We start from the raw sequence: 26,943 nt of genomic DNA, 5'->3' as shown, positions 1-26,943 counted from the left end.
ATTTATCGTTCATTATTTTTTTGTAAATAAATCACATCAAAAATTGGAAAATCAATATTTTACATCAGACGAGTTAAATGTAAAGAACAGAGCTTTTCTTTGGGGAGACTCAGTGAAAGTTTCTTTCTTTGTAAGAAATGGTGGATTGATCATGGACGAAGAATGCTACTTTTTCCTGATGGCTTCCATGAGAAAGATGAGACTCAATATTCCTTTGACTTATACCCTGGAGTTTTTCCAGACTCTTTTCCAAAAAGAAATTATTGAAGGTAAAGGAGTACGGAACGGAATTATCAATTTCCAGGTGTTCAGAAATAATGATGGCGCAACATTGGCGAAATCTTCTGTTTCCTACTTTTACGAAGTAACGGAAATGGCGGATGTGCTTGCTGTTCATCAAAGACCTTTGGAATTAGATTTGATTAAAGAAATTAACGTTAATAACAACCTTTTGAGTAATATCAGGGTTCACTGTCCGGAAAATATTTATGGGGGGATTTATGCCCAGGAAAATGATCTTGACGACGTAATTCTTCTGAATCCAAACAAAAGAATAGCACGTACCACTGCCGGAAATCTTCTCTTTTTAGAAGGTGATGTGATCAAAGTGCCAAAGCAGACAGAAGGAGCCTACATCTCTCCTTTAATGGAAAATTTTGTTACTTTTTTACATAAAAATAACCTTGCAGATATCCAGGAACACGAGATTATTGCATTTGAATCTCAGAAAGCTGAAGAAATTTTAATGATTTCTGACGAGAAAGGTATGTTTTCTGTAGGTAAGATAAGAAACAAGACTTTTGAAACCTCCCGTTTCTCCGGATTGGTAGAAAGCTGGAAGAAAAGTTTTAACTCATAAAAATTGACAAACCCGGTAAACAACAAAGTTACAGAAGTCCTTTACCGGGTTTTATTCTGAGTAAATCAGAAATTGTTTTTTTTATTTAATATTCGTTGATAATTTCAACAAATTTTTGTGCGATTTCTTTCTGCCCTTTTTCACTGGTAATGTAATTCCTGTTGTCAGAATTATTAATGAAGCCAAGTTCTACCAATACAGCAGGTGCTTTGGTTTCTCTTAGCATGTGAAGATTGTGGCGTTCTTCAATTTTACGGGCATTGAATTTCTTGTAAATTTTTCCAGCCAATTCCTTTGAAACATCAGAATTCTGAACGTAAACTTCAAATCCGTTGTCAGATCTTTCTTTTTGCGGAGAACTGTTAACGTGAAGGGAAATGACCATTTCAGGGTTCAGCTTGTTGATCAGCTCTGTTCTTTCGGAAAGAGTAGGATAGCTGTCTGAATCCCTTGTTAAAATAACTTCATATTTGTCCTGGCTTTCATTGATTTTCCGGATTTCCTTAGCTACGCTTAATGAAATATTTTTTTCCAGAATTTCACCATAAGTGGCCCCAAAATCATTTCCACCATGTCCGGCATCGATGACAATATATTTTTTGTTGATAGGAGTAAATGATAAAAATGCGGTAGAAAATATTGATAAAGCAAGTAATGTAATACCTTTCATATCAGTGATTTTAGTTTCCCAAAGAACGGAAAAACTTTCTTTAAAATTGGTTAAAAGAATCTTAAAGTTTGTTAATTATCAGAATGATACGAAAAAGTATGCATTTAGTTTAGTGAAATATCTTCAGGGGAATTGGCCCAGAGAAGAAATTCTCCTCCCAGATTCTGCATGATAGACTTCCAGAGTGTCTGATCATTGGGAAGCGTATAATCAAGATTGTAAACATCTACTACGGTCCACATTTTTCTTTGAACCTCAGTGTCCAGCTGGTTCGAAGACCATCCGGAATACCCGGAAAATATTTTGATATGCTCAATATCCAGTTCACTGCTTAAAACCGCATTAATGATCTTTTCAATATCTTCTGTAAGATAGTATTCATCAGTGATATCGGTATAGATTTCCGTAACTCTTTTGCCTTTTACAATGAAAAATACCTTGTCGTTTTCTACAGGTCCTCCATCATATACCTCTATTTTAAAGTCAAAAAAATCTTTGAATTTGCTACTCATCTGGCTGTTCTTTTTATTCAATATCAAACCAAATGCACCACTTTCATTATGTTCAATAACCAATACCACCGATCGTGAAAAAATATCGCCGGAAATGTCAGGTGTCGAGATTAATATTTTACCTTTGTATGAGTGATTCATACTCAAATTTAATAAAAAATATTTATGGAAAACCTGCACGACAAAAGAAAAGTGTACGAGAAATCCCAACTTATTGAAAGTGAGATAAAACAAAATCCAATTGAGCAGTTCAGAGACTGGTTTTTGGAAGCCAATGAGAGTCCGATGATCTCAGAAGCCAATGCTATGGCAGTTTCTACAATAGAGGAAGATGGGTGTCCGAGAACAAGAATGGTACTTCTTAAAGCATATACCCATGAAGGATTTATTTTTTATACCAATTATGACAGCAGAAAAGGAAAAGCAATAGAAAACAATCATAAAGCCTGTCTGCATTTTTTCTGGCCTAATCTGGAAAGACAGATCATTATTAAAGCAGATCTTGAAAAGATTGCAGAAAACCTTAGTGATGGTTATTTTCATTCAAGGCCGAAAGGAAGCCAGCTGGGAGCTGTGGTCTCTCCGCAGAGCCAGGTGATTCCGAACAGAGAGTTTCTGGAAGGTAAATTAAAAGAACTGGAAAAGGAGTATGAAAATACGGAAGTCCCAAGACCTGCCAATTGGGGAGGTTATCTTGCAAGACCTTATGAAATTGAATTCTGGCAGGGAAGACCCAACCGCCTCCATGACAGGATTATTTATCAGCTGGAAGATCTTGACTGGAAGATTTCAAGACTGGCTCCTTAAGGGTAAAATAAGAGGTTAGAAGTGACGGTTTTAATATGAGATAAACCACTTGAAATATAAACTCTGTAATTCAATAGAAGCGGGCTTTATCCCGCTTATTTTTATTATGCATAATGATAGAGGTTTCAGCCAAAACTTATTTAGTTTGCAGAGAATAATGACAAGATATGCTGCACTATATTTACTTTTAAGTTTTGGCTAAAGCTGTGCGAATTGATATTTATTTTTAAACCGGCTCCCTTCGACTAAGCTCAGGATTATAGCGCGTTCCTATTGAATGACTATTTTTTCAAATACAACAAGGTTTCCATTATCAATAGAAGCGGGCTTTAGCCCGCTTATTTTATTATGTATAATAAAGGCTTCAGCCAAAACTTAATAATTCTTACCCCCTTAAAACATCTTAATGGTTTAATTCTCTATCATCTTTTTAAAATAAAAAAAAGGCTGTTTCTAAGAAACAGCCCTTGAATTTTTGTAATCTGAATGATTATTTTTTCTTAGCACCTGAAACTGCATTTGATAAATCAGCTCCAGCTTTGAATTTAGCAACTTTTTTAGCAGCAATTTTGATTGGTTTTTTAGTTGCAGGGTTAATACCTTGTCTAGCCGCTCTCTCAGCTACTGAGAAAGTACCGAAACCTACTAAAGAAACTTTTCCGTCTTTTTTCTTTAAAGTAGTTGTAACGTTACCAATGAAAGATTCTAAAGCAGCTTTTGCTGCAACTTTAGTGATACCTGCATCTTTTGCGATTGCGTCGATTAATTCAGACTTGTTCATAATTTTTAATATTAAAGTTAGTTCGTAATTATAGCAAATATAGTACTATTTTCTAATTGTGCAATTTTTTTATTAAAACTTGTAAAATTTTTTTGCTTTTCACTGAAATCAGTTAAAATATGATAATTCCACTTTTCACAGAAAATCTACGTTACAGGTTACTAAAATCATGCCAAATGCTTATGTGTATTGACTTTAGCAAAAAGTTAATATTATTTTTCGTATTTATTAAATCCTAAATTGTGTATAAACAATTAATTTTTTTGACCATATGATTGTTAAATATATAAGTAATTTTTATATTTCTTGTGTTTTGTGAAATTAAACCCCTGTGTTTGTGGGAGTTTTAAAATGTTAATAAAGGCCTGTTTTATTAATTTTTATTAATAAATTTGCAGCATGTTAATAGAAGTTTTCAAGTCTAAGATTCATAGGGTGAGAGTAACTGCCTCTGACCTTAATTATATAGGGAGTATAACGATCGATGAAGATCTTATAGAAGCTGCCGGTCTGGTAGTGGGAGAAAGAGTCTATATCGTCAATGTGAACAACGGAGAACGTTTTGATACCTACGTGATCAAAGGGAAAAGAAAATCAGGAGAAGTATGTCTGAATGGGCCTGCAGCAAGAAAAGTACAGAAAGATGATATCATTATCATTATTGCTTATGCTCAGATGACTCCGGAGGAAGCAAAAGACTTCCAGCCGAAGATCGTTTTCCCGGATGAAAAAACAAACCTTCTTACATAGTACATGGAGAAAACATCAAAAAGTCCGGTAAAATCAATACTTACAATAGTAATATCGCTTGCTTTTGCAGGCTTTTTTTTATGGCTTGCCTTAAGGGGGCTGGATTTTAAAGTCATTCAGAAATCACTGGCAAAAGCTAATTATATCTGGGTATTGTTTGCTTCGGTATTTGGTCTTTTGGCGTATTGGTTCAGGGCGATCCGCTGGAATCTGATGCTGGAGCCAATGGGACACAGAATTTCAAACTCCAATGCACTTTGGTCCATATCATTTGGATATCTGATGAATCTTACCATCCCGAGGAGTGGGGAAGTGGCAAGGGCAACAGCTTTATATGGAGTAGAAAAAGTGCCTGTAGACAAATCTATTGGGACTATTATTTTAGAAAGAGTAGTGGATCTTATATGTATGATGGGATTTTTACTTCTAACAGGAATTTTTAAATTTAATGCAATTCTTGCTTTCTATCATTTTGTAATGGATAAAAAGGATGAAAAAGAAGAGTTTGTTCCTAACTTTTTTGAGAGGCAGATCATGAAGTTGGGGGTAAGTGATTTTGATTCATTTTATTTATGCGTTAAAATTGGTCTTGTAATATTGGTTTTAATTGGGTTAGGCCTACTTTATAAATATAAAAAAGAGAAACTTGTCAACTTTGGAAAAGGAATTTTTCAGGGCATTACTTCCATTTTTAAATTAAAAGAAAAAGGAAAATTCATTCTTTATACATTAGGAATCTGGATTTGCTATTATTTTGCTGCTTATCTGGTTTGCTTTGCCCTTCCTGAAACATCCGCATTTACCTTTGCAGACGGTTTCTTCATTATTGTTGTAGGAACATTAGGTATGATTATCCCTGCCAGCGGAGGAATCGGAGCGTATAACCTGGCTATGAAGTATGGTTTTATGGCGTTGTTTATTTCAGTAGGAAAAAGTGCAGATTTCGGTGGTGAAATGGGACTTACCTATTCCTTTATTTCTTTACCGCTGCAGATTGTGATAATGCTGGTAATGGGATTAATATCTATTCCTATGCTGGCCAAAGCAAGAAATGCCTCTGTTTCGGATAAAGAATTTGAAAATTAATTCAATACCAACCTATACAATACAAGGTTCAATTTTTTAATTGGACCTTTTTTATTGCTTTTTTTGATTTAAATCGTTTTAATTAAGCTGTCTGTGGCATTTTTTTATCAATAAATTTGGTCAGTTCATAAATCACTTCTATCTTAATGCAAAAAATAATTATAATATAAAACACTATGGCCATTAATCTACAGAAAGGACAAAAGATCGAGATTGGATTGACTAAAATGACGATTGGATTAGGCTGGGATCCGAATGAAGGAACCGGCTACGACTTTGACCTGGATGCTTCTGCAATCATGATTGATTCTGACAGAAAATTAGTAAGTGAAGAATACTTTGTTTTTTACAATAACCTGAATTCTCCGGACGGAGCCCTTACCCATACAGGAGATGATCCCAGTGGTAAAAACAGTGATGGTGACGATGATGAGGCTATTATTATAGACCTTGATAAAGTAGACTCAAGAGTAGAAGAGATTCTTTTCGTGGTAACCATTGAGGATTTTGAAAGAAGAAGACAGAATTTCGGACAGGTAAGAAACTCTTATATCAGAGTAGTGGATAATCATTCCAATCAGGAAATAGCAAAATACGAACTGGATGAAGATTTCTCCATTGAAACCGGAGTAGAGTTCGGAAGACTGTACAAAAGAAACGGAAGCTGGAAGTTTGAAGCTTCAGGAATAGGATACAGAGCAGATCTTGGCTTCTTCCTTGAAAAATACTACAAAGGGCAAATCATCAAATAAATCATCAAATACACAAAAACTATAACTATGGCAATTAATTTACAGAAAGGACAAACGATAGATTTAAGAAAGAATGACCGCGGTGAAAGCGTGTATGATCTTTCAAAAGTAACCATTGGCTTAGGGTGGGATGTAAGAAAACAAGGCAGTGGATTCTTTGGAAAGCTGTTCAGTAAAGAAGCCGAATATGACCTTGATGCAGTCGCATTTCTTCTGGATGGCAACGGAAAAGTAGCCAATCTTGGAAGAACAGTACAGACCAATGATGGAAGACAGATGGGCCTTTATCAGGGAGATGTGGTTTTCTTCAACTCTATGCAGCACCCAAGCGGAAATGTATGGCTTACCGGAGATAACAGAACCGGAGCAGGAGATGGTGATGATGAGCAAATCATTGTAAGACTGGATCAGCTGGATCAGAGTTATCAGAAAATCGTATTCCTGGTTACCATTTATCAGGGAAGAACCAATAACCAGCACTTCGGAATGATCGAAAATGCATTTATCCGTGCAGTAGATGCTTCAGGAAAAGAAATTACGAAATACAGCCTTTCCGGAGATTCAAGTATGAACGGAATGTGTGCTATGGTTTTTGCAGAAGCATACCGTCATAACGGCGACTGGAAGTTCCGTGCTGTAGGAGAGCCGCATCATACAGATAACTTTATAGATATTCTGAGACAGCAATACGCATATTCCAACTAGATTCTCAAAATTTTATCAAATCAAAATAAAAGCCGGCCTGGAAGTCTCCGACTGCCTCTGCCGGCTTCAGAATTAATACTTGTCTATAATGAGCAGGAGATTATTAGCTTATTTTTTATTAGATACTTCAGGTTCTATGAATGGAGAACCTATTCAGGCTTTGAATAATGGTTTTAACGGCCTTATCAGTATGCTGCGTGCCGATCCGCAGGCGATGGACAGCCTGCATCTGAGTGTTATTACCTTCGATAGAGAAGTTAAAAATATCATTCCTTTAACAGATCTGGCCAGCTTTTATCCCATGGAAATTACCTGTCCGGATAGCGGTCCCACGCATACAGGAGCAGCACTGGAAATGGTTTCAGAACTGGTTCAGAAAGAAATAGTCAAAGAATCTGCTGATGCCAAAGGAGACTGGCAGCCGTTACTGTTTATATTTACGGATGGAAAACCTTCAGATATTCAGAAATACAGGCAGATGATTCCTGTAATCAGAGGACTGGAATTTGGTGCTATCGTAGGATGCGCTGCAGGCCCGAAAGCAGATGAACAGTTTCTGAAAGAACTGACAGATCATGTCGTAAAGCTGGATACTACAGACGCAATTACCCTTTCTTCCTTTTTCAAATGGGTTAGCTCTTCCATTACACAGGGAGGACAATCACAGAATACAGGAGAAAACATCACCTTACCTCCGCCACCATCGGAGCTTAATATTATTATTTAAAAAATTGTCTTTACAGCATGAGAAGACTGCCGATTTATTTTTTAGTAGACGTCTCCGAATCTATGGTAGGAGTGCCTATTGAGCAGGTACAGGAAGGTATCGCCAATATTATCAGGGAATTAAAAAAAGATCCCTATTCACTTGAAACCGTTTATATTTCCGTGATTGGTTTTGCGGGAGAAGCTGAAGTCATTACTCCCATGCAGGATATTATCAGTTTTTATCCCCCTAAAATTCCGGTTGGAAGCGGTACGTCACTTTCTCAGGGTTTAATTAAACTAATGGATTGTATCGACCGCGATATTGTAAAAACAACGTACGAAAGAAAAGGCGACTGGAAACCTATCGTCTTCCTGTTTACAGATGGTGTTCCCACGGATGATGCTACCAAAGCCATTGAAAGATGGACTCAAAAATATAACGGGAAATCCAATACAATTGCAGTATCTATTGGGGAAAATACCAATTATAAACTTCTCGGTTCTCTGGCAGATAATGTACTATTATTCAATAATTCTGATGAGAATTCTTACAAAGAGTTTTTCAAATGGGTAACGGATTCTATTAAAACAACCAGCCAGAGCGTAACAGAAGCCAAAAAAGAAGGAATTAATTTGTCTAAAATTGATTCTCTTATTCTGGAGAAAGTAGATCCCGAAATGGAGCAAAAATTCCCGGATAATAATTTTGTTGTATTGAATGGAAAATGTCAGGAAACGGAAAAGCTTTATCTGATGAAGTTTAAAAAAGCATTCGCAGAATCAAGCATACCGGGAATGGCTACAAGATACTACAGGCTTGACGGTGCTTATAAAATTGATGAAAAAGCTTACTACAGACTTTCCTCAAACCAAAAAACGCATCTTAAAATCAATATAGAAGAACTGGACGGAGGAACTTCATGCCCGCACTGTGCCAATCCCATTGCATTAGCTACCTGTTCATGCGGAGGTATTCACTGCCTGAGAGGAGAAGGATACAGCAAATGTCCATGGTGTGGAACGTCGGATTATTACGGATTTTCCGGCGGCGGATTTGATATTAACAGAACTTTAGGCTAATGATGGGCAAGTTTTTCAGAAAATCAAATGATGAATCCAGGCCGAAGACGATGGAACAGGCTGTTATTTTTAAAGAAAAAGAAGAGTTCAAAGATGCTCATTGGGTATTGAAAAATGCCAGTGCCAAGCAGTTCTATGAATTCAACCTTGATATGGATGATTTTCCGAATATAGAAATCCGGAATATCAGCGGTCTTGAGGAAACAGGGCTTGTTTTTGAAAACAATACCATTTCAGGAACCCCGGTTACCAACAATATGTATCATCTGGATGTTCAGTTTTATCACATTCATGATCAGAAGCATATCGAGACAAAAAAAATACAGATGTTTGTCAATGCAGATCCGAAAGATTTGTGGAAAAATATTCCCAGCGATACAAATGCAGCTTTTTATAAATCTGAAGAAGATTCTTTTAAAGGTTCTTTTTCAGATAAAAAAATTGTGGTGGCTTCCAAAAGAGGACGTTCCCATGCCCATGAAGGGAAATTCCGTGAAGATGATTTTACTGTGTATAATCTTCCAGAAGACTGGAATATTGTTTCTGTTTCAGATGGAGCGGGCTCAGCAGCTGTTGCAAGAGAAGGTTCAAGATTGGCAACAGCAACGATAGGTCAGTTTTTTAATTCGCAGGAGATCGTAAGGGGAATTGAAAATAATATCAATCAGATGTATGCTTCAGACTCATCAGATATAGAACGATCAGATGCTGAGCAAAACATCAAAAATATTTTATCGGAAAGTGTTCTACATGTCCATCAAACATTGGAACAAACGGCATCCGAAAATGCTCTGTCTGTAAGTGATCTGCATGCTACGCTGATTTTTACTTTACTTAAAAAGTTTAGTTTCGGGTATGTCATTCTTAGCTTTGGAGTAGGAGACTGCCCGATTAATCTCATCAATCCTGATTTTTCTGAAGTAAAACTCTTAAATCAGATGGATGTGGGTGAGTTTGGCGGAGGCACCCGCTTTATCACCATGAAAGAAATTTTTAATGATACAATGGCTTCCCGTTTCCGGATCACCTGTGTGAAGGACTTTTCTTATCTGGTTCTGATGACGGATGGTATTTATGATCCTAAATTTATCACAGAAAATAAACTGGAAGACACAGAAAGCTGGAAAACTCTTTTTGAAGACCTTGCCGGAAATAATGATGACCGGACGAAAGCAGATTTTATCAATGATGAAAAAATTGATGAAGAACTTTTAATCTGGTGCGATTTCTGGAGCAGAGGAAATCATGATGACCGTACATTGGCAATAATCTATTAATACCATGAAAAAGACCATTAAGGTTGTTTCTGTTCTGGACACAGCCAAATCCTATGAATATGTAGATGAAAACCCTATCCGGGGCGGTGTGAAAGATGTTTATTTTTCGCCTGATAAAGAATATGTAGTCGCTTTCTACCGTAATCCGCTGGATGAAGGACAGAAAGAAAGAATCATAAAGATTGTTTCCACTTATCTGCAAAACATACAGAATGGAAATACTTCAGACTACTTTCTGAACGAAATATTCAGATGGCCTTATGATATTGTTGAAAGAAATACACTCACAGGAATTGTAGTTCCTGTTTATCATAATAAATTTTATTTTGCCAAAGGCTATGTCGGTTCGGATAATATTCAGGGACAGGATAAAGTGGGGAAGTGGTTTACGGCTCCCATGTTCAGAAATCAGCAATACCCTTTAAGACTGGATCAGTCGGAGCTTGGGGATTGGCTGAGCTATTTCCAGATTGCAGTCAATATCAGCAGGGGAGTGAAAAAGCTGCATCAGATGGGGCTGGCACATTCCGATTTATCTTATAATAATATTCTGGTAGATCCCGTAACAAAATCTGCCTGTATCATTGATATTGACGGGCTTGTTGTTCCCAAGCTCTTTCCGCCGGAAGTCATAGGAACAGCAGACTTTATTGCGCCTGAAGTTTTAAAAACCCAGCATCTGAAACTTCAGGATCCCGGAAGACATTTGCCCAATCAAAAAACAGATCTGCACGCACTCGCTGTTCTGATTTATATGTATCTTCTGAGAAGACATCCGCTTCGTGGAGGAAAAATCTGGGATCTGGATTCCGAAAAAGATGAAATTTTATCCATGGGAGAAAAAGCGCTGTTTGTAGAAGATCCGGAAAATCCTTCCAATCAGGTAAAAGCAGATCATCTCAGAAAATGGGATGCCTTCTGGGGCGATCCTCAAAAGATTCCGTATACGGTTACAGGGCCTTATCTTTCAGAATTGTTCAGAAAAACATTCATAGACGGACTGCATGATCCCATCAGACGTCCTACTGCCAATGAATGGGAAGCTGCATTGCTGAAAACTGTAGATCTGATCCAACCCTGTCATCATTCGAATTGTACCGAAAAATGGTATGTCTTTGATAATACGAGCAATCCAAAATGCCCCTTTTGCGGAACACCACATCAGGGAACATTACCGGTTTTAGACTTATATTTTAAATTTGATGATGAGGTCTGGAAACCGGAAAATCACAGACTGATGGTCTATCATAATCAATATCTGTTCAAATGGCATGTTTCCAGGAAAGTAATAAGAAATGAAAATCTGACGATGCAGGATAAAATGCCTGTAGGATATTTTACATTCCATCAGGGAAAATGGGTATTGGTAAATCAAGGATTATCCGGAATGAAAGATATCACAGAACAAAAAGAAATTCCACCAGGTTCTATGGTAGAACTCACTGATGGTAAAAAAATACTGTTGTCTACGGAAGAAGGCGGAAGACTCATCTATGTGACCATGGCCAATCAGTAAAGGCTAACGGATAATCAAGGCTTGTTTCCGGAGTGTCATTCTGAATGGAATGAAATGTAATGGAGAATCTCATATGGCTGTTTATGTGTGAGATTCTTCCTTCGTCAGAATGACAAAAGTCAAATTATTTGATCAAAGGAAACATTCAACCACTTTAGCCAGAACTTAAAAACATCTATTGCCTTTCCGTTTCCATAAAATAAGAATACTGATCTTCATCCACAATTCTAAAACCAAGACTTTTATAAAGATGCTGGGCTTTATTGGTTTTTAAAACACTTAATGAAACTGTTTTTCCTGCTAATGAAGCTTCCTCCAGGATATCAGACAAAATCTTTTTTCCAAGTCCTTTACCTTGTTGGGAGGGATCAATCTGAAGCTGCAGAACCTCAATGTTGGTAAATGTTCTGTCTAGTTTTAACAGCCCTATCGGTTGATGATCTAAAAAAATTATATGAGCTTTTTCAAACTGGTACAGAACTCGTTGTAAAGTTGTCTCTCTGTCAGTAGACAGTCCTGAAGTTTCATAATGAGGATTCATGGTTTTCATTCTGAGATTAAGAAGAAAATTAATATCTGTTTCGTCAGCTTGTTTATAATGCAGGTTAAGATCCATATTCAAATATAAAAAATTACGCTCTTACCTGAATGCAATTTTCAGTCCCATTTCTTATTGCGTATATTAAAGGTTGGAAGCTGAGAGAAGGAGGCAGGAAGTTACTATTGTGCTGTAGCGAACTCCTGCTTTTTTTATTGTAACTACTGTTTTTAAAAAAAATATTCCTGTCAAAAACTTCAGATGTTTGACTTCCGCCAGAAACTTCCATCCTCCAGCTTCCATCTTCCAGCCTTATATTAACTCAAAAAAGCCCCTTCTCCCTATTTTTATTTTAGTTTGGGGGATCAGTTCCATTTTTTCATCAGCGTCCGTTATTTTGATTGTATTGATCTGAATTCCTCCGCTCTCAATTAACCTCCGGATTGCTGATTTGCTGAGGTCGCTTTTAAGCTGATGGCAGAGTTCAACAAGAGAAATTATGTTTTCCATACTTTTCAATGAAGAGATCGCCACACGTTCATACACTTTCTCTTCAGAATTTTTATTCTGAAACTGATTGATAAAAAACTGTTCTGCATTGTCAGCCGAAGCCGGATCATGGTACTGGCTGATGATATTTTTGGCAATCAGTTTTTTTATATTCATAGGGTTTTCACCTTCTGAAATTCTGGAAAGAAGCGCTGATTTTTGTTCCATAGAAAAATCGGTGGTAAGGTTGAGAAACTCTTCAATCAAAGCATCAGGAATAGACATGGTTTTTCCAAACATTTCATTAGGTTCGTCCGTCAATCCGATAATATTGTTCAGGGATTTACTCATTTTTTCTTTTCCGTCAAGACCTCTCAGTAATGGCATGCACATCACAATCTGAGCAGGCATTTGATGCACTTCCTGAAGCTGTCTTCCCATTGTGCAGTTGAAAAGCTGATCCGTGCCTCCCATTTCAATATCACATGCTATTTTTACAGAATCAAAACCCTGAAGAATCGGATATACCAGTTCATGCATAGCGATAGGTGTATTTTCTGTAAACCTTTTATTAAAATCATTTCGATGCATCAGCTGTGCGACGGTAACTTTTGAAAGGAGCTGGATCACCTCAGAGAAATCAAGAGCATCCAGCCAGTCAGAATTAAAAACAATTTTTGTTTTTTTTACATCAATAACCTTGGAGAGCTGATTGATATAAGTCTGGGCATTATGCTGTACATCTTCAGCACTTAAAGGTTTTCTGGCTTTGTTTTTCCCGGTAGGATCACCAATTCTTGCCGTAAAGCTTCCTACAACAATAATAATCTGATGTCCCAGATCCTGAAACTGTTTCAGTTTTTTTAAAACAACGGCATGTCCCAGATGCAAATCCGGAGCCGTAGGATCAAACCCCAGTTTGATAGAAAGTTTTCTGTTTTCTTTGGAGGCTTGAGCGAGTTTTTCTTCCAGCCCGTTTTCCGGCAGGATGATAGCCACATTTTCTTGTAATGGATGAATCATGTTGAATAGTTTTAAAATGAAAAAAGCCCGGACAGGTATTGTCCGGGCTCTATATATACGTTAGATTATTTTATTGGATTACAGATATAGAAAGTCTTCCCGAACGATAGCCCGGAGTGTAATATTCACTGAAGAATGGAAGACGTAATATGCTGTTCAGATATTTCATTGTTATGTAAATATACAGGTATTTCCTGAGAATCCAATATTTAAACCATTAAGACGCATTGCAGGGTTATAACAAGATTTGTTTTAAAAGAAAAACTTAACCATCCATCAATCTTAATGGCTTAAAATAATGGTTCAAAACAATTTTACTTGCGGTTTTTGAAGCTAATTTCATGCCATAAATCTGATGAGAACAAAATACACAGAAAAGATATTTATACTATATTTCGTTATCTTCGTATTCAGTTGGTAAGAAGCCTTTAGTACAAGGTAAATCTTCTGTTTTTAAATAAGTTTTATGAAGAAAAAAATTAATAGTTGAGTGCATGTTCAGCGTATAAGTTTTTAATCTGATCTTTCCAGATTTTCAGATCTTCAGAAGACGCTTTATCTGCTTTATCAAAAAATAAATGTCTGATGATTTCCAGCCCGGAATAGATAAAAATACCATTATCAGAGGTTAGTGTCAACGCTTTATCCATTCCCGTTTTTTCATATTCCTCATGAGATTTTCCATGGGTATTGATGATCACCGTCTTTTTATCTTTCAGAAGTCCCTTCTGTACGCCCTGATCATAGCGGTAGGCAAAACCATAACTGAAAACACGGTCTATATATCCTTTCATCATGGCGGGAAGTCCGGTCCACCAGATAGGATAGATAAAAGTAATCTGCTCTGCCCACGAAATGTATTCCTGTTCGGCTTTTACATCATCCGAAACTTTTCCCATGCGCTGTCCCTGCATATCATTCAGAGAGAGCACTGGATTAAAACCGATTTTATAAAGATCTCTTACGATAATTTCTTGATTATGGGACTGGAGCGTTTCAACAACTGTGTTTAAAATATTGTGATTTAAACTGTTTTCGTTAGGGTGTGCGTAAATGATTAAATGTCTCATTGCTTTGATTGTTAAGATTAATGAGACAAAAGTACTGCGGCGTGCCTTTCAAAAATTGTAAGAAAACGAAACAGTCTATCAGGATCTTGGATTACAGATCTCCTGCTGAAATTTTAAATACTGAGCCGGGGAAATATTGATAAAATGCCTGAAATCATGAATAAGCTGGCTCTGGTCGTAATATCCACATTCATCAATAATGGTAAACCACTTGACTGGATTTTGTGCTTCTGTTTCCTTTTCAATGATTTTTATAGCTTTTAAAAAACGGTTGTAGCGGTTAAGTTCTTTTAAAGAATAGCCAAACTGCTCTTTCTGCTTACGCTGGATATTTCTTTCCGTCTGTTGAGTTTGCTCTGCAATTACTTTTATTGGATTTAACAGGTCATTTTCAAAACTGCCCAAAAGCTGGCTGGTAGGATCCCGGTGCTGCAGATAAGGTCTACAGAATTCAAGGATATGATTTACCTGTCCGGAGGTTGAATGTAATGAGATAAGCTGATGCCAAAGATCTGTAAAACAGTTTTCTTCCAGCAGTTCATCCGGATGTCTTGCCGGCTGTTCAATGGATATTTTTCCGAAAAACCTGAAAAATGCATCATCTTTAAAATTAGCAACCAAAATAGATGATCCTGAGGGAAGTGTATATTCAAAAGCTTGTCTCACAGGCCCAAATACCATACATTTATCTATCTGTATGACGGTCTTTTCCCGGGTAGACATGGTAGCACTTTCTCCAAAACAAAATAACAGAATAGTCTGATAAGTGGGTAAAAGCGTTTTGGTAATGGAGAATTCAGAAGAATTTTCAGCAAAATAAAAATGAGTAAATACGTTTTCAAATTCCTGAGGAACAGAAATTCTGTACTCGTTATATTCAGAATGTAATTCCATAAGCCTGAAAATTAAGAGATGAGGTGTTTTATCATTTTATAATTGATCATAGCAACTCCTTTTACAGAGACCGTTTTTTCCTGAACTACCTCAAAACCTGATTTTTCAAAAAATGGTCTGGCTGTTTTGCTTACATCCGCAGTAAGGGCCTTTTTATTATTCAGCAAAGCTTCTTTTTCAATCTGTTGGTAAAGGAGGGTTGCAATACCTTTATGCTGATAATCTTTGTGTACAAAAAGCAGATCAATATAATTTCCCTGATCGAGCGTACAGAAACCAGCGATTTTATTTTCAGTAAGAGCAAGTAAAACATATTGATCCCTGATCACTTTTATCCATCTTTCTTCATGATCTGACCCGGATTTCCAGGCTTCAAGTTGTTGAAGATCATAGTCTTTTTTACACACTTCATCTATCGTTGCTCTAAAAAGCTGCAACATTTCCGGGAGATCATTATCAGTTCCTTTTCTGATAATGATATGATGATCTAATGTAATGTTGTTCATAAAGCTTTTGCTGTTCTTTAGCCTTTCATAAAAAAGCAAGCAGTTCCACATCGTAAAAGGAAACTGCCGGCCATGTTATAGTTTTTATCCTGGTTCAATAATTATTCTTGCTGCATTTTAGTTTTTGAAGACAGCTTTTCTTTCGGTTATATATAAAAGACAATTATTGAATGCAGGATGTTACATGAGTTGCACATATTTTTCTACTCCTGCTCAAGCTTGATGATAGATCCCTTGTAAAATTTAGTCAGATCATAAAGATCGGTAAAATAATGCTGAAGATCCGGGATGATGGCAGGATCAAAATTTTTCAGATCACATTGGTTTTCTGCCAGAAGATACAAAGACTGGTTATCCGGTTTCAGGTATTCACAAAGAATATTATCCGGATGCTGTTTTCTGTTGATGATCTCTGTAAGAAAGATTCCGTAGATCAGAAACTGATTGAAGTTTTTAGAATCCACAATATAATTCATGTCCTGTTTCAGCAATTTTTCATAATCTGAAAGAATCTGCAGAAAATTTTCGGCATGAACATTAGTTGGAATTTCATAAAAAAGGTCTATACCATTAATGAAAAGCTGTGTTTTGGTCTCCTCATGATCTGAAGAATAGACTTGATGAAACCATTGAAAAATAAGCAAAAGCTCTTCCTGGGTAAGCTCTTCAACAGAATCCTTTATTTTTTCTTTAATTGTTTCAAGGGTGTTTCTCGCTTCAGGCTGAAGAAATTTAAGAATATTCTCTTCTTCACGGCTGAGCTTATTGTACAAATTAATTTTGGCAATAGTGGGATTGGTCTTGATGAAATAAAGTTCTTCCGCCATAGTTATTTACCAAATTAGATTTCAAATGGTTGTTTAAATATACAAAATATGCGTCAACTGTATTAAAAAAAATAATATGCAATGAATGGGATAGCTATTTTACAGTTTCATGCAGTGCAATTCTGTTTCCTTCTGAATCTTCGAACTCTGCTACAGCAAACCCATATTTTTCGTCAATTCTTTTGGGATAAAGAACAGAACCTCCGTTTTTAACGGCTTTTTCCAATGTTCTGTCAATATTTTCTGTTTTAAAATAAATAATAACACCGTTTTTGGATGGTTTGTATACTTCTCCTTTGGCCAAAGCTCCCGTAATACCACTGTTTTTTTCTTCAAAAGGAAATAAAGCCATTTCATAGTGGTCTATCATTTCTTTTTCAAAACTAAAGTTGAAAACAGCAGTGTAGAACTTTTCAGCACGTTCGAGATCATTTACAGGAATTTCAAAATAGACAACAGGATTGGTGGTTTTCATATTTTTTACAGGATTTGTTTTCTGTGGCTGGCTGCAAGATACGCTTATTAGCAAAAAAAATATCAAAAAGGAAAACATCGGTTTCATGATTTCATAGTTTATACAGTGGATTATTTACTGAATCTAAAATAAAGTTTTTATCTCAATTTCAAAAATAGATAGACTTCTCTATTTTTTATCTACATTTGTAAAAATTTTCAAGATGAAAAAGGAAAAAGTACGGGAAAGAATTATCAGAGTTGCCTCAGAACTGTTTTATAAGCAAGGATATAATTCAACGGGAATCAATCAGATTATTGCGGAGGCGGATATTGCGATTGGTTCTTTGTACAATCATTTTTCATCCAAGAATGATCTTCTCCAGGCATATCTTGTCAAAGAAGAATTGGATTGGTTTGAGGGATTTGAAAACAGTACATCCAAAATTTCAGAACCAAAAGAAAAAATTCTGGCACTTATTGATTACAGGAAAAAACTTCAGCAGACTTCAAAATTTGCAGGATGTCACTTCATTAAAATTGTTTCCGAAATAGGAGAAGGCAATCCCTCTGTTTCTGGTTTTGCCAGACAGCATAAAGAGAAACAAAAAGAAGTGATCCGAACAATTGTAAATGAATATGCTGCACAAACGAAGCAGGCAGATCCGGATTTATTAGCAGAAAATATTTTCCTTTTAATAGAAGGAGCGGTGATTACATCCACGATTAACAGAGAAAATAACTCATTTGATCAGGTAAAAAAATTGGTACAGGGTTTATTACTCTGATTTTTTTTACTATTTAAAAAATAGATATATCTATATAATAATGAAACGTAAGTATTTGAAATTATTAGTGATATTGTTTGGACAATTGCTGACTATTATGGATATTTTTATTATCAATGTATCCATACCTTCCATACAGCGTGATCTTCATGCTTCTCATGGTGAAATACAGTTTATGGTTGCAGCCTATCTTATTGGATTTGCTTCTTTGCTTATTACAGGAGGGCGATTGGGTGATCTTTACGGGAGAAAAAAGATGTATACCATCGGGTTATTAGCTTTTATGGTAAGCTCTGTTGCGTGTGGATTTTCTGCAGGAGCCTATCAGTTAGTAATCGCAAGGTTTATACAAGGAATAAGTGCGGCAATGATGGCACCTCAGGTACTTTCGATGATACAGATATTGTTTATTGATCATCATGAGCGGACCAAAGCGATGGGTTGGTACGGAATTACGATTGGGATAGGAACTGTGTTGGGGCAGTTTCTCGGAGGCTATTTTTCATCTTTGACAATGATAGAAGAACCCTGGAGGCTTATTTTTCTAATCAACATTCCTATAGGTTTGCCGGCAATTTTTCTTACGTTGAAATTACTTGACGAATCTACAATTTCTGTGAAACAATCCTTTGATGTTGCCGGTGTTCTCATTCTTTCTGCAGGATTGTTCTGTGCTACTTTTGCCCTGACAACATCTGAGCATACAGGGCTGGGTTTTAAAAATGTTTTATTAATGATTGTTTCAGCAGGAATTTTATTTACTTTTATTAAAAATCAAAAGAAAAAAATTCGAAATGCATCTTCTTATCTTATTGATTTTGAGTTGTTCCGCTACGCCAATTTCAATCTGGGAATCGTAGCAGTTTCCTTCTTTTTTATTATGCTGGATTCCTATTTCTATATTGTATCTCTGTTTTTTCAGCAGGGGTTAAAAATCAGTCCGTTGAGGGCCGGAGAGATCATTGTTTTTCAGGGATCAGGATTTATCCTTGCCTCTGCTATTTCAGTAAAACTGATTTTGAAATATGGAAAAAAAGCCCTGATGGCAGGACTTAGCTTTATTATTGTGATCCTTATTCTTCAGTTGTTATTTTTCAGGATGGAAACTGATTTTCCGGTTTTTTGCCTGTTATTATTTTTGCATGGGCTGGGAATCGGATCCATCATTCCTTCACTCGCTGCTATAGCACTGTCGGGAATGTCTGAAAAGCTGATGGGAAATGCTTCCGGTGTTTACAATACTTTTCAGCAGATTGCTGCTATTTTCGGAATTGTTGTCGTAGGAAGTGTTTTCTATTACTTTCTGGGAGAAAAACCTGATGTGCAACATTACCATGAAGCTTTCTCTATTGTGTTACTGATTAATATATTCTGTCTGATTTTTGTAATGATCTGTGTTTTCAAAGTTCCGGATGATGTTCTTCCAGAAATAAGGCGGCGAGAATGAAAATTAAGGTTTCTTTGCTGAGGTTCTGATTTCATTTAAAGTTGCTTTTGCAATATTTCTGGTCACTTCAGTAGGAGAGTGGCAATCGCAGTTGCTGAGCCCAATCACATAAATATCTTCAGCAGGAATATAAACTCCCATACTTTTAAATCCGAAGACACTTCCACCATGCTCACGGTCAGGAACTCCATTGATGTCTTTCAAATGCCATCCGTAGCCATAAGTAAATTCTTCACCATTATTCAGTTTATATTTCTGAAGAGCTTTTTGAGTTTCTTTTAAATCCAATAATAAATTTTGGTTTAAGGCCTGCTGCCATTTCAACATATCATCTGCTGTAGACATCAGTGAACCGGAAGAAAAAGGAACACTGAAACTGATGATGGTTTTATTCACAAATCCCTGTTCTTTTTTGTGATATCCGTAAGCTCTTTGAGGAATAACTTTTCTGTCAGAGGCATAATAAGAATGGTTCATTCCTGCTTTGTCAAAGATATTTTTCTTAATAAAGTCTTCATAGGAAGTTCCGGAAACAAGCTCAATGATATATCCCAAAACGACATAGCCGGAATTGTTATAATCAAACTTTTCTCCGGGAGCAAAATCAACAGGTTCATTTTTGAAAAAATTTACCATTTCTTCAGGTTTCATTTCTTTTTGAGCGATGGAAGCTATTGACTTCATTTTAGTAAAGTCCTTTATTCCTGAAGTATGTGTCAGAAGATGATGCATGGTGATGTTATTTCCATTGGGATAATCCCTGATGTATTTGGAAACAGGATCTGTGACATTAAGTTTTCCCCGCAGTTCAAGGATCAGAATTGCTACAGCAGTAAACTGTTTGGTCATTGATCCGATTTGAAAAACATTCTCAGGGGTCATATTGACATCGAGTTCAAGATTGGCTTTTCCAAAAGCTTTCCGATACAGATTTTTTCCGTTCTGCGTAATCAGAAAAACACCGCCAGGTTCATTTTTATTCCCAAATTCTGTGTGAATAATACTGTCAATTTTCTTTTCATATCCTTTGGTATTAATCTGAGCATCCATTCTATAACTAAAAAATGGAAGCAATACAATAATGGTAATCAGCTTTTTAGTAATCATATCTATGTATTTTGTTATGCAAAGATATAACTAATTTTTATTACTATGTTATACAATATAGTTATTTGTAATTTATCCTGAAGAAATTATATTTTAAAAACTATTTTACAGCAGAGATGATTAACATCATAGGTCTGCGGAGTTCCTCCTTCATCTCCGGAATTTCTTTTAGCATTTCCTGACCTGGCTCAGGTTCTATAACTTCTTTGATTTTGAAGCCTGCTTTTAATAAGGTATTGAAATAAGACGTTAAAGTGCGGTGGTATTTGATTACATTTTCGCCCAGAAAAGTAGTGTTCCTTTTTCCTTCTGTAAAATATCGGTCGACAGGCCAGCAGATTTTCTGACCGTCTTTATCATATACCCAATCCTGACCACCTTCCGCAGTGAAAACAGGATGCTCTACTGAAAATACAAATGATCCTCCGGGACTAAGCCATTTATAAATATGCTGCACGATGGTATCGAATGATTCTATATAATGTAATGTGAGTGAACTGAGTATTAAATCAAATTTTTCAGCAGGATAATCAATATCTTCCAGAGCTTTTCTTTCATAAAAAATTCCTTTCAAACTATTAATTTCCTGAGCTTTTGCCAGCATTCTTTCCGAAAGATCAATTCCGATGACTGATTGAGCTCCGTTTTCTATCGCATAACGGCAATGCCATCCGAAACCGCAGCCAAGGTCAAGAACATCTTTTCCCTGAAAATCCGGCAGCATGTTTTTCAAGGTGTGCCATTCTCCTGCTCCTTCCAGTCCTATCTGGGAACGGAGCATTTTTTCGTACTGATCAAAAAATGAAGGATTATCGTATTTATTTTCTTTCATAGCTTCAAAAATTGTGATTCTTAATTATTGATCATTATCAAGATCTTAAACCTTGGCAAGGATCAAAGATTGCTGTTCTTTCTGATATCTCAGATTTGAAAAGTAAATTTACAACAATATTAAAGTTCAACGCTTTCCGATCAATGAAAAAATAAAAGCTGAATGTAAACATCCAGCTTTATATCAACTCTTGGTTGAAAAATTTTAATTTGATTCCGTATACTTTTTGAAATTATCAAGAATTGCCTGCCAGCCTCCTTTCTGCATTTCTTCGGGATTCTGGTTTTCAGGATCGAAAGCTACATCTACATGAGTCTGACCGGCATTTTCTTTAAAGTCAACCTGTACTTGTCTTCCGTCAGGCATGGTGTACTTAAAGTTTTCTCCTTCTTTTATTTCATCATAAACAGCTTCAAAGTCGAAACCGAAGCTTCCGTCTTTAGCTTCCATTCGTGCTGCATATTTTCCACCTACTTTCATATCATTGGTAGCAGAGGGACATTGCCATGAAGGATCAGCAAAGTTCCATTGGGTAATGTGTTCAGGATGGGTGTAATAATTCCATACTTTTTTTGCATCTGCGTTGATGGTAGCAGAAACTGTGATTTTGTGACTCATTTTTTTATTGATTTAAGGTTACCAGTAATTCGTCAAGTTTTTCTAATATGGCCATCATTCCCTGTTCCATTCCCATTTCGATAATGGTTTCCAGATCAGTTAAGGATGCATAGCTTACAATTGTTTCTACAAGAGTATTTTCATTTTTATCGGTGAAAGTTACTGCCCATTCTGCCTGAGGAAGATTGGTGTTGATTTCTCCTTTTTCGTTGCAGAATGCATCGCTGGAAGTATAAGAATCAATGGGTTTGATCTTGTGGTAGCCTACCCAGCCCCAGTATTCAGTTCCGTTGGGGTCCACCATTGCATAATGCCAGTGTCCGCCTTCACGGAATTCCATGGATTTTGTTTTGGTAGTGAATGGTTTTGGGGCAAACCAGCGGTCCAGAAGTTCACTTTTTGTATAGCAGTCCCATACCAATTGTCGGTTGGCCATAAACTCACGTCTGATCGTTAAGGTGTTCTTTTCTTTGTCTGCAAGAAAATCGAACTGAAGAAGATGTTTCATAATACTATTTTATAGTTTGGTTGTTGTATTAATTTTATTGCTGCTGGCTTTTTAATGTCGCCAGTAAAGTATCAAGCTGCTCAAAACGGCTTTCCCATATTTTTCTGAATTGTTCCAGCCAATGATCTATTTCTTTCATTTTATCAATTTCTAAAAAGTAATAAATTTCCCTTCCCTGGTGATTTTGGGTAACCAATTCACACTCAGTCAGAATTTTCAGGTGTTTTGAAACGGCCTGTCTGGTGGTATCAAAATGCTCTGCGATGGCATTCGGTGTCATTGCCTGTACTGCAATCAGTGCAATAATAGCCCTGCGTGTGGGATCTGCTATTGCCTGGAAAATATCTCTTCTCATAGTTGATGATTTTTATATGAAACCATATGGTTGCAAATATATGTGCAACTTTTCGGTTTCGCAATTTTTTTTGATGAAATTTATAGATCAGAAACTGAAAAACGATAGAGGGTATTTATTAATTAACTTTAAATGAGTTGTTTGTGGTAGGGTTGGGAAAGTTTTACCTTTTGTTTTCCCGCATCGCTTTAATCAATCTGTCATTTCTTTTGTCAGCTCTTTCATTGTTTAAAGAAAGTACAGCCCAGATTGCAGCAGGAAGCCATCCGATCAGAGTGATCTGTAAAATAAGACAGATGATTCCGGTGAAAACTTTTCCACGGACCATGAAAGATAAGAAGGGAAGTAAGATAGCTAATAACATGATTTTTGTTTTTAATTAATTTGATTTTAACGGGACTGAGGATCAAAATAGGCTTTAAAAGTAAGAGGATCTTCGGTTTTATCCTCAGCTTCTTCAAGATATTCCAAATACTCTTCCTGATGTTTCTCCATATAAACAAGCACAATAGCTAGGTTTACAAAAAGATTTTTGTCTTTAGAACCCAAATGTAATGCCGTTTTTAAATACTCCAGAGCCTTTTCATTTTCTCCCATATCAGAGTAAATAGCACCAATATTGATTAAAGCTGAAGTGTTTTCAGGTTCAATCAATAAGATTTCATCTAATTCTTTCACCAACAGATCGTTTAAAGCATCCCAATGGTCTTCATTTTCCCATCTTTTAGCCTGAAGTTTTTTTACGTTTTCTAATCTTGTTGTTATCGTACTCATTATTTATAATTACAGAATGGATGTTTATTTATAAAGTGCAAATTTAGCTTTTTACTCTTTAAGTCCATCCAGTAATGCAGCTTTCAGGATTTCAATGTTGATATCTTTCAATGCTTTGAACTTAATGCAATATCCTGTAACACTGGCTTTACCTATCTTCTGTCCATAAGTTTCTGACAGATGGGTTTTATCGCTGATATTCAATATAGACAGAGATACCAGTGGTATTGGCACTCATCCCGATCTGATAAAAATCCCTGGTTTTTCCATCAGCATATTGTAATGTATACAGTCCGTATCCGATATTGGGATTGGAAACGGTTTTATTTTCACTGTTTTTACCATCGAGAAACCACAGCTTGCATTCTGGCATAATCTCAAGAATGAGCTGGTGGAGTTCCTGCATATCTTTGCGTTTCTTTTCAGGCTGGCTGTAGATATATTCTTGAATTTGTTCTTGGATGGTCATGGATCAGGTAATTGGTTTTTGAGGTTATCAAGCGACTAATTTACAAAATTTCATAAAGTGCAACAGGTGAATCATGAAACAAAAAAGAACAGCAATTGCTGTTCTTTTATATTGTATTTTTCCTGATCTAATGAATCAGTTCTTTCATTGTTTTCTCTGTTTTCATCAGTTCACCATCTGGAATCTGATGATTAAGATAGGTGAAAAGCAAATTGGTAACCCAGCTGTTTTCAATCTGATGAACATAGTAGGAGCAGATCAAACCAAAATCATCGGAAATATAAGCAGGAAGATCTGAAGAACCCGTAGTTCTGAAGGTGGAAACAAAAATTTCCTTTCGGATATCACTTATTTTGTCCTCTGTTTCCTCATCAAAATGTTTTTCTTCAACTGCCTGATAAGCTTTCATCCATTTATCTGAAAAGTCAGCAGAATCTCTGTTGTCAAGGATTGTATCAATTTTTTCAGAATTAATGATGCCAAGGGTCGCTTTTAAAGTTTGATTAAAAACATTTTCCAATTTGTTGATTTCTTCTTTCATAGTGTAATCCTATCCAAACGCTCTTTTCAACAGACTTTCCACTTTCGGCTCGCTGCCTCTGAAACTCTTGTAAAGCTCCATCGGATCTTTTGTTCCCCCAGAAGAAAGCAAAACTTTATATTTGGCTGCAATCTCAGGATTGAAGATTCCGTTTTCTTTAAAATACTGGAAAGCATCGGCATCCAGAACTTCCGCCCATTTGTAAGAATAATATCCTGCAGAATATCCTCCCTGGAAAATATGGGAAAAGCTTGGGCTCATCGCTGTTTCTGGGTTAGAAGGATAAAGGGTGGTTGCTTTGGTATATTTATCTTCAAACTCTTTTACACTTTCATTCTCCAGTTCTGCCACTTTGGTGTGATAGTTCATATCCAGAAGACCGAAACCAAGCTGTCTTAAAGTCTGGTAGCCTTCCATGAAGTTTTTAGACTGCGCTATTCTTTCAATTTTTTCATCAGGAAGAACTTCTCCTGTTTTATAATGTATGGCGAACGTTTTTAAGAATTCCGGTTCATAGCAGAAGTTTTCCAGAAACTGTGACGGAAGTTCCACGAAATCCCATTTAACGGAAGTTCCGGAAAGAGTAGGATATTGAGTATCCGCCATCATTCCGTGAAGTGCGTGCCCGAACTCGTGGAATAAAGTAGTCACCTCCTGGAAAGTCAATAAGCTAGGGGTATCTTTTGTAGGTTTGCTGAAGTTGCAGACAATTGAAATATGTGGACGGGAATTTTCCCCGTTTCGTTTGTACTGATTTTTGTAGCTGGTCATCCATGCACCGGCTCTTTTCCCTTTTCTTGGGAAGTAATCAACATATAAAAGAGATTTATAAGTCCCGTTCTCTTTTACTTCATATACTTTTACATCGTCGTGATATTTCGGAATGTCGTTTCTTTCCTCAAAAGTCAGTCCGAAAAGTTGTTCAGCCAATCCAAATACAGCATCCTGTACCTGGTTTAATGGAAAATAAGGTTTCAACTCTTCATCATTAAGATCAAATTTTGCCTTGCGAAGTTTTTCAGCGTAGAATGCATGGTCGTATCCTTGCATTTCGTCAATTCCGTCAGCTTTTGCCAAAGCTTTTAATTCTTCAATTTCTTTATCAGCATAAGGTTTTGCCTTGGTAAGAAGTTCATTTAAAAAATCAAAAACCTTTACCGGAGACTTCGCCATTCTTTCTTCAAGGACAAAATCAGCATAGTTTTTATACCCAAGAAGCTCAGCTTTTTGCTGTTTTAAATTCAAAAGCTCCTTAATCAGATTCTGATTGTCGAATTCTCCACCATCGAAAGATTTTTTACCATTTGCCAGAGCGAGTTCCTTTCTCAGTTCACGGTTTTCAGCATAGGTCATAAACGGAATATAACTTGGGTACTGTAACGTTACTACCCAACCATCAAGGTTTCTTTCTTTCGCTTCTTCAGCATATTGGTCCATGATGGCTTCAGGAATTCCTGCAAGATCTTCCTTATTCGTAATATGTTTAAAATAAGCATTGGTAGAAGCCAGCACATTTTGTCCGAACTGTAAAGACTTTACAGAAAGATCCATACTTATTTTCTTCAATTTTTCTTTGTCTTCCTCATTCAGTAAAGCTCCGCTTCTTACAAAACCTTTGTAGGTTTCATTCAAAAGCATTTCCTGTTCCTCATTGAGATTATATTTTTCCTTTTCATCATATACTTTCCGGATTTTGTTGAAAAGGGCTTCGTTTTGAGAAATTTTTGAAGAATACTCTGTTAAGATCGGAGAAACTTCCTGAGCAATCTGCTGGATTTCATCGCTGGTCTCTGCAGAATTTAAGTTGAAAAAAATATTGGAAACCACATCCAGTTGTTCTCCTGAATAAGCCAGTGCTTCGATTACATTTTCGAAAGTGGGAGCTTCAGGATTGCTGACAATTGCATTAATTTCTGCTTCAGATTTTTGAATCAACTCTTTAAATGCAGGAAGATAATCTTCATTTTTAATACTGCTGAACGGAGCCGAATGATATGGAGTGTTAAATTTTTCTGTTAAAATATTCATTTTAGATCTTTTATATAAGGTAAATTTAATGATTCATTGGGAATCACAGCTGAAACGGTCAAAAATAATGCCTTACTCGTGTGGTATGACAAAAATACCTTATCTTTAATTAATCTTGTCATATGGAAAGAAGGAGTGATGTGGGAATATTTAATTTTGAAATAGATTTAAAA

At 36.3% G+C, this 26,943-nt stretch carries 33 protein-coding genes; 12 read left to right on the top strand and 21 right to left on the bottom strand.

Going from position 1 to position 26,943, the window contains the following annotated elements; translation table 11 throughout:
* Positions 1-43 precede the first annotated feature (43 nt).
* Positions 44-859 (top strand): aminotransferase class IV, encoded by an 816-nt coding sequence (locus tag FB551_RS12950; RefSeq protein WP_142017794.1) that lies wholly within the window; start codon positions 44-46, stop codon positions 857-859.
* Positions 860-944: 85 nt separating this feature from the next.
* Here the strand turns inward: FB551_RS12950 and FB551_RS12945 are convergent, their stop codons facing one another.
* The gene (locus FB551_RS12945; protein WP_047434739.1) at positions 945-1,529 is read right to left on the bottom strand and encodes an N-acetylmuramoyl-L-alanine amidase family protein; all 585 of its coding nucleotides are present in this window, start codon (positions 1,527-1,529) and stop codon (positions 945-947) included.
* A 104-nt stretch (positions 1,530-1,633) separates the two neighbouring features.
* The gene (locus FB551_RS12940; RefSeq protein WP_047434736.1) at positions 1,634-2,182 is read right to left on the bottom strand and encodes a YqgE/AlgH family protein; all 549 of its coding nucleotides are present in this window, start codon (positions 2,180-2,182) and stop codon (positions 1,634-1,636) included.
* Between the two features lie 24 nt (positions 2,183-2,206).
* On the opposite strand from FB551_RS12940, the gene pdxH reads away from it, so the two are divergent.
* Positions 2,207-2,848 carry a pyridoxamine 5'-phosphate oxidase gene (gene pdxH, locus FB551_RS12935; protein ID WP_142017793.1) on the top strand — a complete coding sequence of 214 codons (642 nt, stop codon included), beginning with the start codon at positions 2,207-2,209 and terminating at the stop codon, positions 2,846-2,848.
* 490 nt (positions 2,849-3,338) lie between these two features.
* Here the strand turns inward: pdxH and FB551_RS12930 are convergent, their stop codons facing one another.
* A complete protein-coding gene (locus FB551_RS12930; RefSeq protein ID WP_002976900.1) occupies positions 3,339-3,629 on the bottom strand; it encodes an HU family DNA-binding protein in 291 nt (96 codons plus the stop codon).
* 399 nt (positions 3,630-4,028) lie between these two features.
* On the opposite strand from FB551_RS12930, the gene panD reads away from it, so the two are divergent.
* The 8 genes from panD to FB551_RS12890 all read left to right on the top strand — a co-directional run bounded on the left by panD (position 4,029) and on the right by FB551_RS12890 (position 11,503).
* Positions 4,029-4,379, top strand: a complete 351-nt coding sequence (gene panD, locus FB551_RS12925; protein ID WP_002976902.1) for an aspartate 1-decarboxylase — start codon at positions 4,029-4,031, stop codon at positions 4,377-4,379.
* 3 nt (positions 4,380-4,382) lie between these two features.
* Entirely contained in the window at positions 4,383-5,465 is a 1,083-nt protein-coding gene (locus tag FB551_RS12920; protein ID WP_142017792.1) for a lysylphosphatidylglycerol synthase transmembrane domain-containing protein, read from the top strand.
* Between the two features lie 176 nt (positions 5,466-5,641).
* Positions 5,642-6,217, top strand: a complete 576-nt coding sequence (locus tag FB551_RS12915) for a TerD family protein (RefSeq protein ID WP_034698933.1) — start codon at positions 5,642-5,644, stop codon at positions 6,215-6,217.
* Between the two features lie 27 nt (positions 6,218-6,244).
* Positions 6,245-6,922 (top strand): TerD family protein, encoded by a 678-nt coding sequence (locus tag FB551_RS12910; RefSeq protein ID WP_047378866.1) that lies wholly within the window; start codon positions 6,245-6,247, stop codon positions 6,920-6,922.
* A gap of 88 nt (positions 6,923-7,010) precedes the next feature.
* A complete protein-coding gene (locus tag FB551_RS12905) occupies positions 7,011-7,649 on the top strand; it encodes a vWA domain-containing protein (protein WP_047434726.1) in 639 nt (212 codons plus the stop codon).
* A gap of 17 nt (positions 7,650-7,666) precedes the next feature.
* Positions 7,667-8,710 carry a TerY-C metal binding domain-containing protein gene (locus tag FB551_RS12900; protein ID WP_142017791.1) on the top strand — a complete coding sequence of 348 codons (1,044 nt, stop codon included), beginning with the start codon at positions 7,667-7,669 and terminating at the stop codon, positions 8,708-8,710.
* Positions 8,710-9,987, top strand: coding sequence for a PP2C family serine/threonine-protein phosphatase (locus tag FB551_RS12895; protein ID WP_142017790.1), 1,278 nt, complete (start codon positions 8,710-8,712; stop codon positions 9,985-9,987). Before FB551_RS12900 ends, FB551_RS12895 begins: the two co-directional genes overlap by 1 nt.
* Before the next feature lie 4 nt (positions 9,988-9,991).
* Positions 9,992-11,503 carry a helix-hairpin-helix domain-containing protein gene (locus FB551_RS12890; RefSeq protein ID WP_142017789.1) on the top strand — a complete coding sequence of 504 codons (1,512 nt, stop codon included), beginning with the start codon at positions 9,992-9,994 and terminating at the stop codon, positions 11,501-11,503.
* Between the two features lie 175 nt (positions 11,504-11,678).
* On the opposite strand, the gene FB551_RS12885 is transcribed toward FB551_RS12890, so the two are convergent.
* The 7 genes from FB551_RS12885 to FB551_RS12855 all read right to left on the bottom strand — a co-directional run bounded on the left by FB551_RS12885 (position 11,679) and on the right by FB551_RS12855 (position 17,325).
* Positions 11,679-12,119 (bottom strand): GNAT family N-acetyltransferase, encoded by a 441-nt coding sequence (locus tag FB551_RS12885; RefSeq protein ID WP_142017788.1) that lies wholly within the window; start codon positions 12,117-12,119, stop codon positions 11,679-11,681.
* A 234-nt stretch (positions 12,120-12,353) separates the two neighbouring features.
* A complete protein-coding gene (gene tyrS / locus FB551_RS12880) occupies positions 12,354-13,553 on the bottom strand; it encodes a tyrosine--tRNA ligase (protein WP_142017787.1) in 1,200 nt (399 codons plus the stop codon).
* A gap of 479 nt (positions 13,554-14,032) precedes the next feature.
* The gene (locus FB551_RS12875) at positions 14,033-14,623 is read right to left on the bottom strand and encodes an NAD(P)H-dependent oxidoreductase (RefSeq protein WP_047434714.1); all 591 of its coding nucleotides are present in this window, start codon (positions 14,621-14,623) and stop codon (positions 14,033-14,035) included.
* A gap of 78 nt (positions 14,624-14,701) precedes the next feature.
* Complete coding sequence (locus FB551_RS12870) at positions 14,702-15,517, bottom strand: helix-turn-helix domain-containing protein (protein ID WP_142017786.1); 816 nt, start codon at positions 15,515-15,517, stop codon at positions 14,702-14,704.
* A gap of 11 nt (positions 15,518-15,528) precedes the next feature.
* Positions 15,529-16,023, bottom strand: coding sequence for a GNAT family N-acetyltransferase (locus FB551_RS12865; protein ID WP_142017785.1), 495 nt, complete (start codon positions 16,021-16,023; stop codon positions 15,529-15,531).
* 203 nt (positions 16,024-16,226) lie between these two features.
* Positions 16,227-16,850: a hypothetical protein gene (locus FB551_RS12860; RefSeq protein WP_047434710.1), complete on the bottom strand. Its 624-nt coding sequence runs from the start codon at positions 16,848-16,850 to the stop codon at positions 16,227-16,229.
* 94 nt (positions 16,851-16,944) lie between these two features.
* Positions 16,945-17,325, bottom strand: a complete 381-nt coding sequence (locus FB551_RS12855; protein ID WP_142017784.1) for a VOC family protein — start codon at positions 17,323-17,325, stop codon at positions 16,945-16,947.
* 202 nt (positions 17,326-17,527) lie between these two features.
* On the opposite strand from FB551_RS12855, the gene FB551_RS12850 reads away from it, so the two are divergent.
* Together FB551_RS12850 and FB551_RS12845 are read left to right on the top strand one after the other, a co-directional pair.
* Positions 17,528-18,091: a TetR/AcrR family transcriptional regulator gene (locus tag FB551_RS12850; protein WP_142017783.1), complete on the top strand. Its 564-nt coding sequence runs from the start codon at positions 17,528-17,530 to the stop codon at positions 18,089-18,091.
* A gap of 40 nt (positions 18,092-18,131) precedes the next feature.
* A complete protein-coding gene (locus FB551_RS12845; RefSeq protein ID WP_142017782.1) occupies positions 18,132-19,538 on the top strand; it encodes an MFS transporter in 1,407 nt (468 codons plus the stop codon).
* Positions 19,539-19,541: 3 nt separating this feature from the next.
* On the opposite strand, the gene FB551_RS12840 is transcribed toward FB551_RS12845, so the two are convergent.
* The 11 genes from FB551_RS12840 to FB551_RS12795 form a co-directional block, all read right to left on the bottom strand.
* Positions 19,542-20,645 carry a serine hydrolase domain-containing protein gene (locus tag FB551_RS12840; protein ID WP_142017781.1) on the bottom strand — a complete coding sequence of 368 codons (1,104 nt, stop codon included), beginning with the start codon at positions 20,643-20,645 and terminating at the stop codon, positions 19,542-19,544.
* Between the two features lie 100 nt (positions 20,646-20,745).
* Positions 20,746-21,477, bottom strand: coding sequence for a class I SAM-dependent methyltransferase (locus FB551_RS12835; protein WP_142017780.1), 732 nt, complete (start codon positions 21,475-21,477; stop codon positions 20,746-20,748).
* 204 nt (positions 21,478-21,681) lie between these two features.
* A complete protein-coding gene (locus FB551_RS12830) occupies positions 21,682-22,095 on the bottom strand; it encodes an SRPBCC family protein (RefSeq protein WP_142017779.1) in 414 nt (137 codons plus the stop codon).
* Positions 22,096-22,099: 4 nt separating this feature from the next.
* On the bottom strand, positions 22,100-22,603 hold the full coding sequence (locus FB551_RS12825) for an SRPBCC family protein (RefSeq protein WP_142017778.1): 504 nt from the start codon (positions 22,601-22,603) through the stop codon (positions 22,100-22,102).
* Between the two features lie 34 nt (positions 22,604-22,637).
* Positions 22,638-22,958 (bottom strand): ArsR/SmtB family transcription factor, encoded by a 321-nt coding sequence (locus tag FB551_RS12820; RefSeq protein ID WP_142017777.1) that lies wholly within the window; start codon positions 22,956-22,958, stop codon positions 22,638-22,640.
* A 163-nt stretch (positions 22,959-23,121) separates the two neighbouring features.
* Positions 23,122-23,322 carry a YqaE/Pmp3 family membrane protein gene (locus tag FB551_RS12815; protein ID WP_202967943.1) on the bottom strand — a complete coding sequence of 67 codons (201 nt, stop codon included), beginning with the start codon at positions 23,320-23,322 and terminating at the stop codon, positions 23,122-23,124.
* 26 nt (positions 23,323-23,348) lie between these two features.
* A complete protein-coding gene (locus FB551_RS12810; RefSeq protein ID WP_142017776.1) occupies positions 23,349-23,732 on the bottom strand; it encodes a tetratricopeptide repeat protein in 384 nt (127 codons plus the stop codon).
* 51 nt (positions 23,733-23,783) lie between these two features.
* On the bottom strand, positions 23,784-23,936 hold the full coding sequence (locus FB551_RS23515) for a hypothetical protein (RefSeq protein WP_226798684.1): 153 nt from the start codon (positions 23,934-23,936) through the stop codon (positions 23,784-23,786).
* Positions 23,920-24,201 (bottom strand): hypothetical protein, encoded by a 282-nt coding sequence (locus FB551_RS12805; RefSeq protein ID WP_226798683.1) that lies wholly within the window; start codon positions 24,199-24,201, stop codon positions 23,920-23,922. The genes FB551_RS23515 and FB551_RS12805 overlap by 17 nt, the downstream gene beginning before the upstream one ends.
* Before the next feature lie 127 nt (positions 24,202-24,328).
* Entirely contained in the window at positions 24,329-24,742 is a 414-nt protein-coding gene (locus FB551_RS12800; RefSeq protein ID WP_142017775.1) for a hypothetical protein, read from the bottom strand.
* A 9-nt stretch (positions 24,743-24,751) separates the two neighbouring features.
* Positions 24,752-26,770, bottom strand: a complete 2,019-nt coding sequence (locus FB551_RS12795) for a M3 family metallopeptidase (RefSeq protein ID WP_142017774.1) — start codon at positions 26,768-26,770, stop codon at positions 24,752-24,754.
* Positions 26,771-26,943: the final 173 nt, after the last annotated feature.

Origin of the sequence: Chryseobacterium aquifrigidense, from assembly GCF_006716485.1 — a bacterium.
GTDB classification, from domain to species: Bacteria; Bacteroidota; Bacteroidia; order Flavobacteriales; family Weeksellaceae; genus Chryseobacterium; species Chryseobacterium vietnamense.
This window is presented reverse-complemented; position numbering and strand designations above follow the sequence as displayed.

Bases quoted from the DNA above. Each gene is read 5' to 3' on its own strand.
- FB551_RS12945 (WP_047434739.1), bottom strand. From the start codon at position 1,529: ATGAAAGGTATTACATTACTTGCTTTATCAATATTTTCTACCGCATTT.
- FB551_RS12940 (WP_047434736.1), bottom strand. From the start codon at position 2,182: ATGAATCACTCATACAAAGGTAAAATATTAATCTCGACACCTGACATT.
- pdxH (WP_142017793.1), top strand. From the start codon at position 2,207: ATGGAAAACCTGCACGACAAAAGAAAAGTGTACGAGAAATCCCAACTT.
- FB551_RS12930 (WP_002976900.1), bottom strand. From the start codon at position 3,629: ATGAACAAGTCTGAATTAATCGACGCAATCGCAAAAGATGCAGGTATC.
- panD (WP_002976902.1), top strand. From the start codon at position 4,029: ATGTTAATAGAAGTTTTCAAGTCTAAGATTCATAGGGTGAGAGTAACT.
- FB551_RS12920 (WP_142017792.1), top strand. From the start codon at position 4,383: ATGGAGAAAACATCAAAAAGTCCGGTAAAATCAATACTTACAATAGTA.
- FB551_RS12915 (WP_034698933.1), top strand. From the start codon at position 5,642: ATGGCCATTAATCTACAGAAAGGACAAAAGATCGAGATTGGATTGACT.
- FB551_RS12910 (WP_047378866.1), top strand. From the start codon at position 6,245: ATGGCAATTAATTTACAGAAAGGACAAACGATAGATTTAAGAAAGAAT.
- FB551_RS12905 (WP_047434726.1), top strand. From the start codon at position 7,011: ATGAGCAGGAGATTATTAGCTTATTTTTTATTAGATACTTCAGGTTCT.
- FB551_RS12900 (WP_142017791.1), top strand. From the start codon at position 7,667: ATGAGAAGACTGCCGATTTATTTTTTAGTAGACGTCTCCGAATCTATG.
- FB551_RS12895 (WP_142017790.1), top strand. From the start codon at position 8,710: ATGATGGGCAAGTTTTTCAGAAAATCAAATGATGAATCCAGGCCGAAG.
- FB551_RS12890 (WP_142017789.1), top strand. From the start codon at position 9,992: ATGAAAAAGACCATTAAGGTTGTTTCTGTTCTGGACACAGCCAAATCC.
- FB551_RS12885 (WP_142017788.1), bottom strand. From the start codon at position 12,119: ATGGATCTTAACCTGCATTATAAACAAGCTGACGAAACAGATATTAAT.
- tyrS (WP_142017787.1), bottom strand. From the start codon at position 13,553: ATGATTCATCCATTACAAGAAAATGTGGCTATCATCCTGCCGGAAAAC.
- FB551_RS12875 (WP_047434714.1), bottom strand. From the start codon at position 14,623: ATGAGACATTTAATCATTTACGCACACCCTAACGAAAACAGTTTAAAT.
- FB551_RS12870 (WP_142017786.1), bottom strand. From the start codon at position 15,517: ATGGAATTACATTCTGAATATAACGAGTACAGAATTTCTGTTCCTCAG.
- FB551_RS12865 (WP_142017785.1), bottom strand. From the start codon at position 16,023: ATGAACAACATTACATTAGATCATCATATCATTATCAGAAAAGGAACT.
- FB551_RS12860 (WP_047434710.1), bottom strand. From the start codon at position 16,850: ATGGCGGAAGAACTTTATTTCATCAAGACCAATCCCACTATTGCCAAA.
- FB551_RS12855 (WP_142017784.1), bottom strand. From the start codon at position 17,325: ATGAAAACCACCAATCCTGTTGTCTATTTTGAAATTCCTGTAAATGAT.
- FB551_RS12850 (WP_142017783.1), top strand. From the start codon at position 17,528: ATGAAAAAGGAAAAAGTACGGGAAAGAATTATCAGAGTTGCCTCAGAA.
- FB551_RS12845 (WP_142017782.1), top strand. From the start codon at position 18,132: ATGAAACGTAAGTATTTGAAATTATTAGTGATATTGTTTGGACAATTG.
- FB551_RS12840 (WP_142017781.1), bottom strand. From the start codon at position 20,645: ATGATTACTAAAAAGCTGATTACCATTATTGTATTGCTTCCATTTTTT.
- FB551_RS12835 (WP_142017780.1), bottom strand. From the start codon at position 21,477: ATGAAAGAAAATAAATACGATAATCCTTCATTTTTTGATCAGTACGAA.
- FB551_RS12830 (WP_142017779.1), bottom strand. From the start codon at position 22,095: ATGAGTCACAAAATCACAGTTTCTGCTACCATCAACGCAGATGCAAAA.
- FB551_RS12825 (WP_142017778.1), bottom strand. From the start codon at position 22,603: ATGAAACATCTTCTTCAGTTCGATTTTCTTGCAGACAAAGAAAAGAAC.
- FB551_RS12820 (WP_142017777.1), bottom strand. From the start codon at position 22,958: ATGAGAAGAGATATTTTCCAGGCAATAGCAGATCCCACACGCAGGGCT.
- FB551_RS12815 (WP_202967943.1), bottom strand. From the start codon at position 23,322: ATGTTATTAGCTATCTTACTTCCCTTCTTATCTTTCATGGTCCGTGGA.
- FB551_RS12810 (WP_142017776.1), bottom strand. From the start codon at position 23,732: ATGAGTACGATAACAACAAGATTAGAAAACGTAAAAAAACTTCAGGCT.
- FB551_RS12805 (WP_226798683.1), bottom strand. From the start codon at position 24,201: ATGACCATCCAAGAACAAATTCAAGAATATATCTACAGCCAGCCTGAA.
- FB551_RS12800 (WP_142017775.1), bottom strand. From the start codon at position 24,742: ATGAAAGAAGAAATCAACAAATTGGAAAATGTTTTTAATCAAACTTTA.
- FB551_RS12795 (WP_142017774.1), bottom strand. From the start codon at position 26,770: ATGAATATTTTAACAGAAAAATTTAACACTCCATATCATTCGGCTCCG.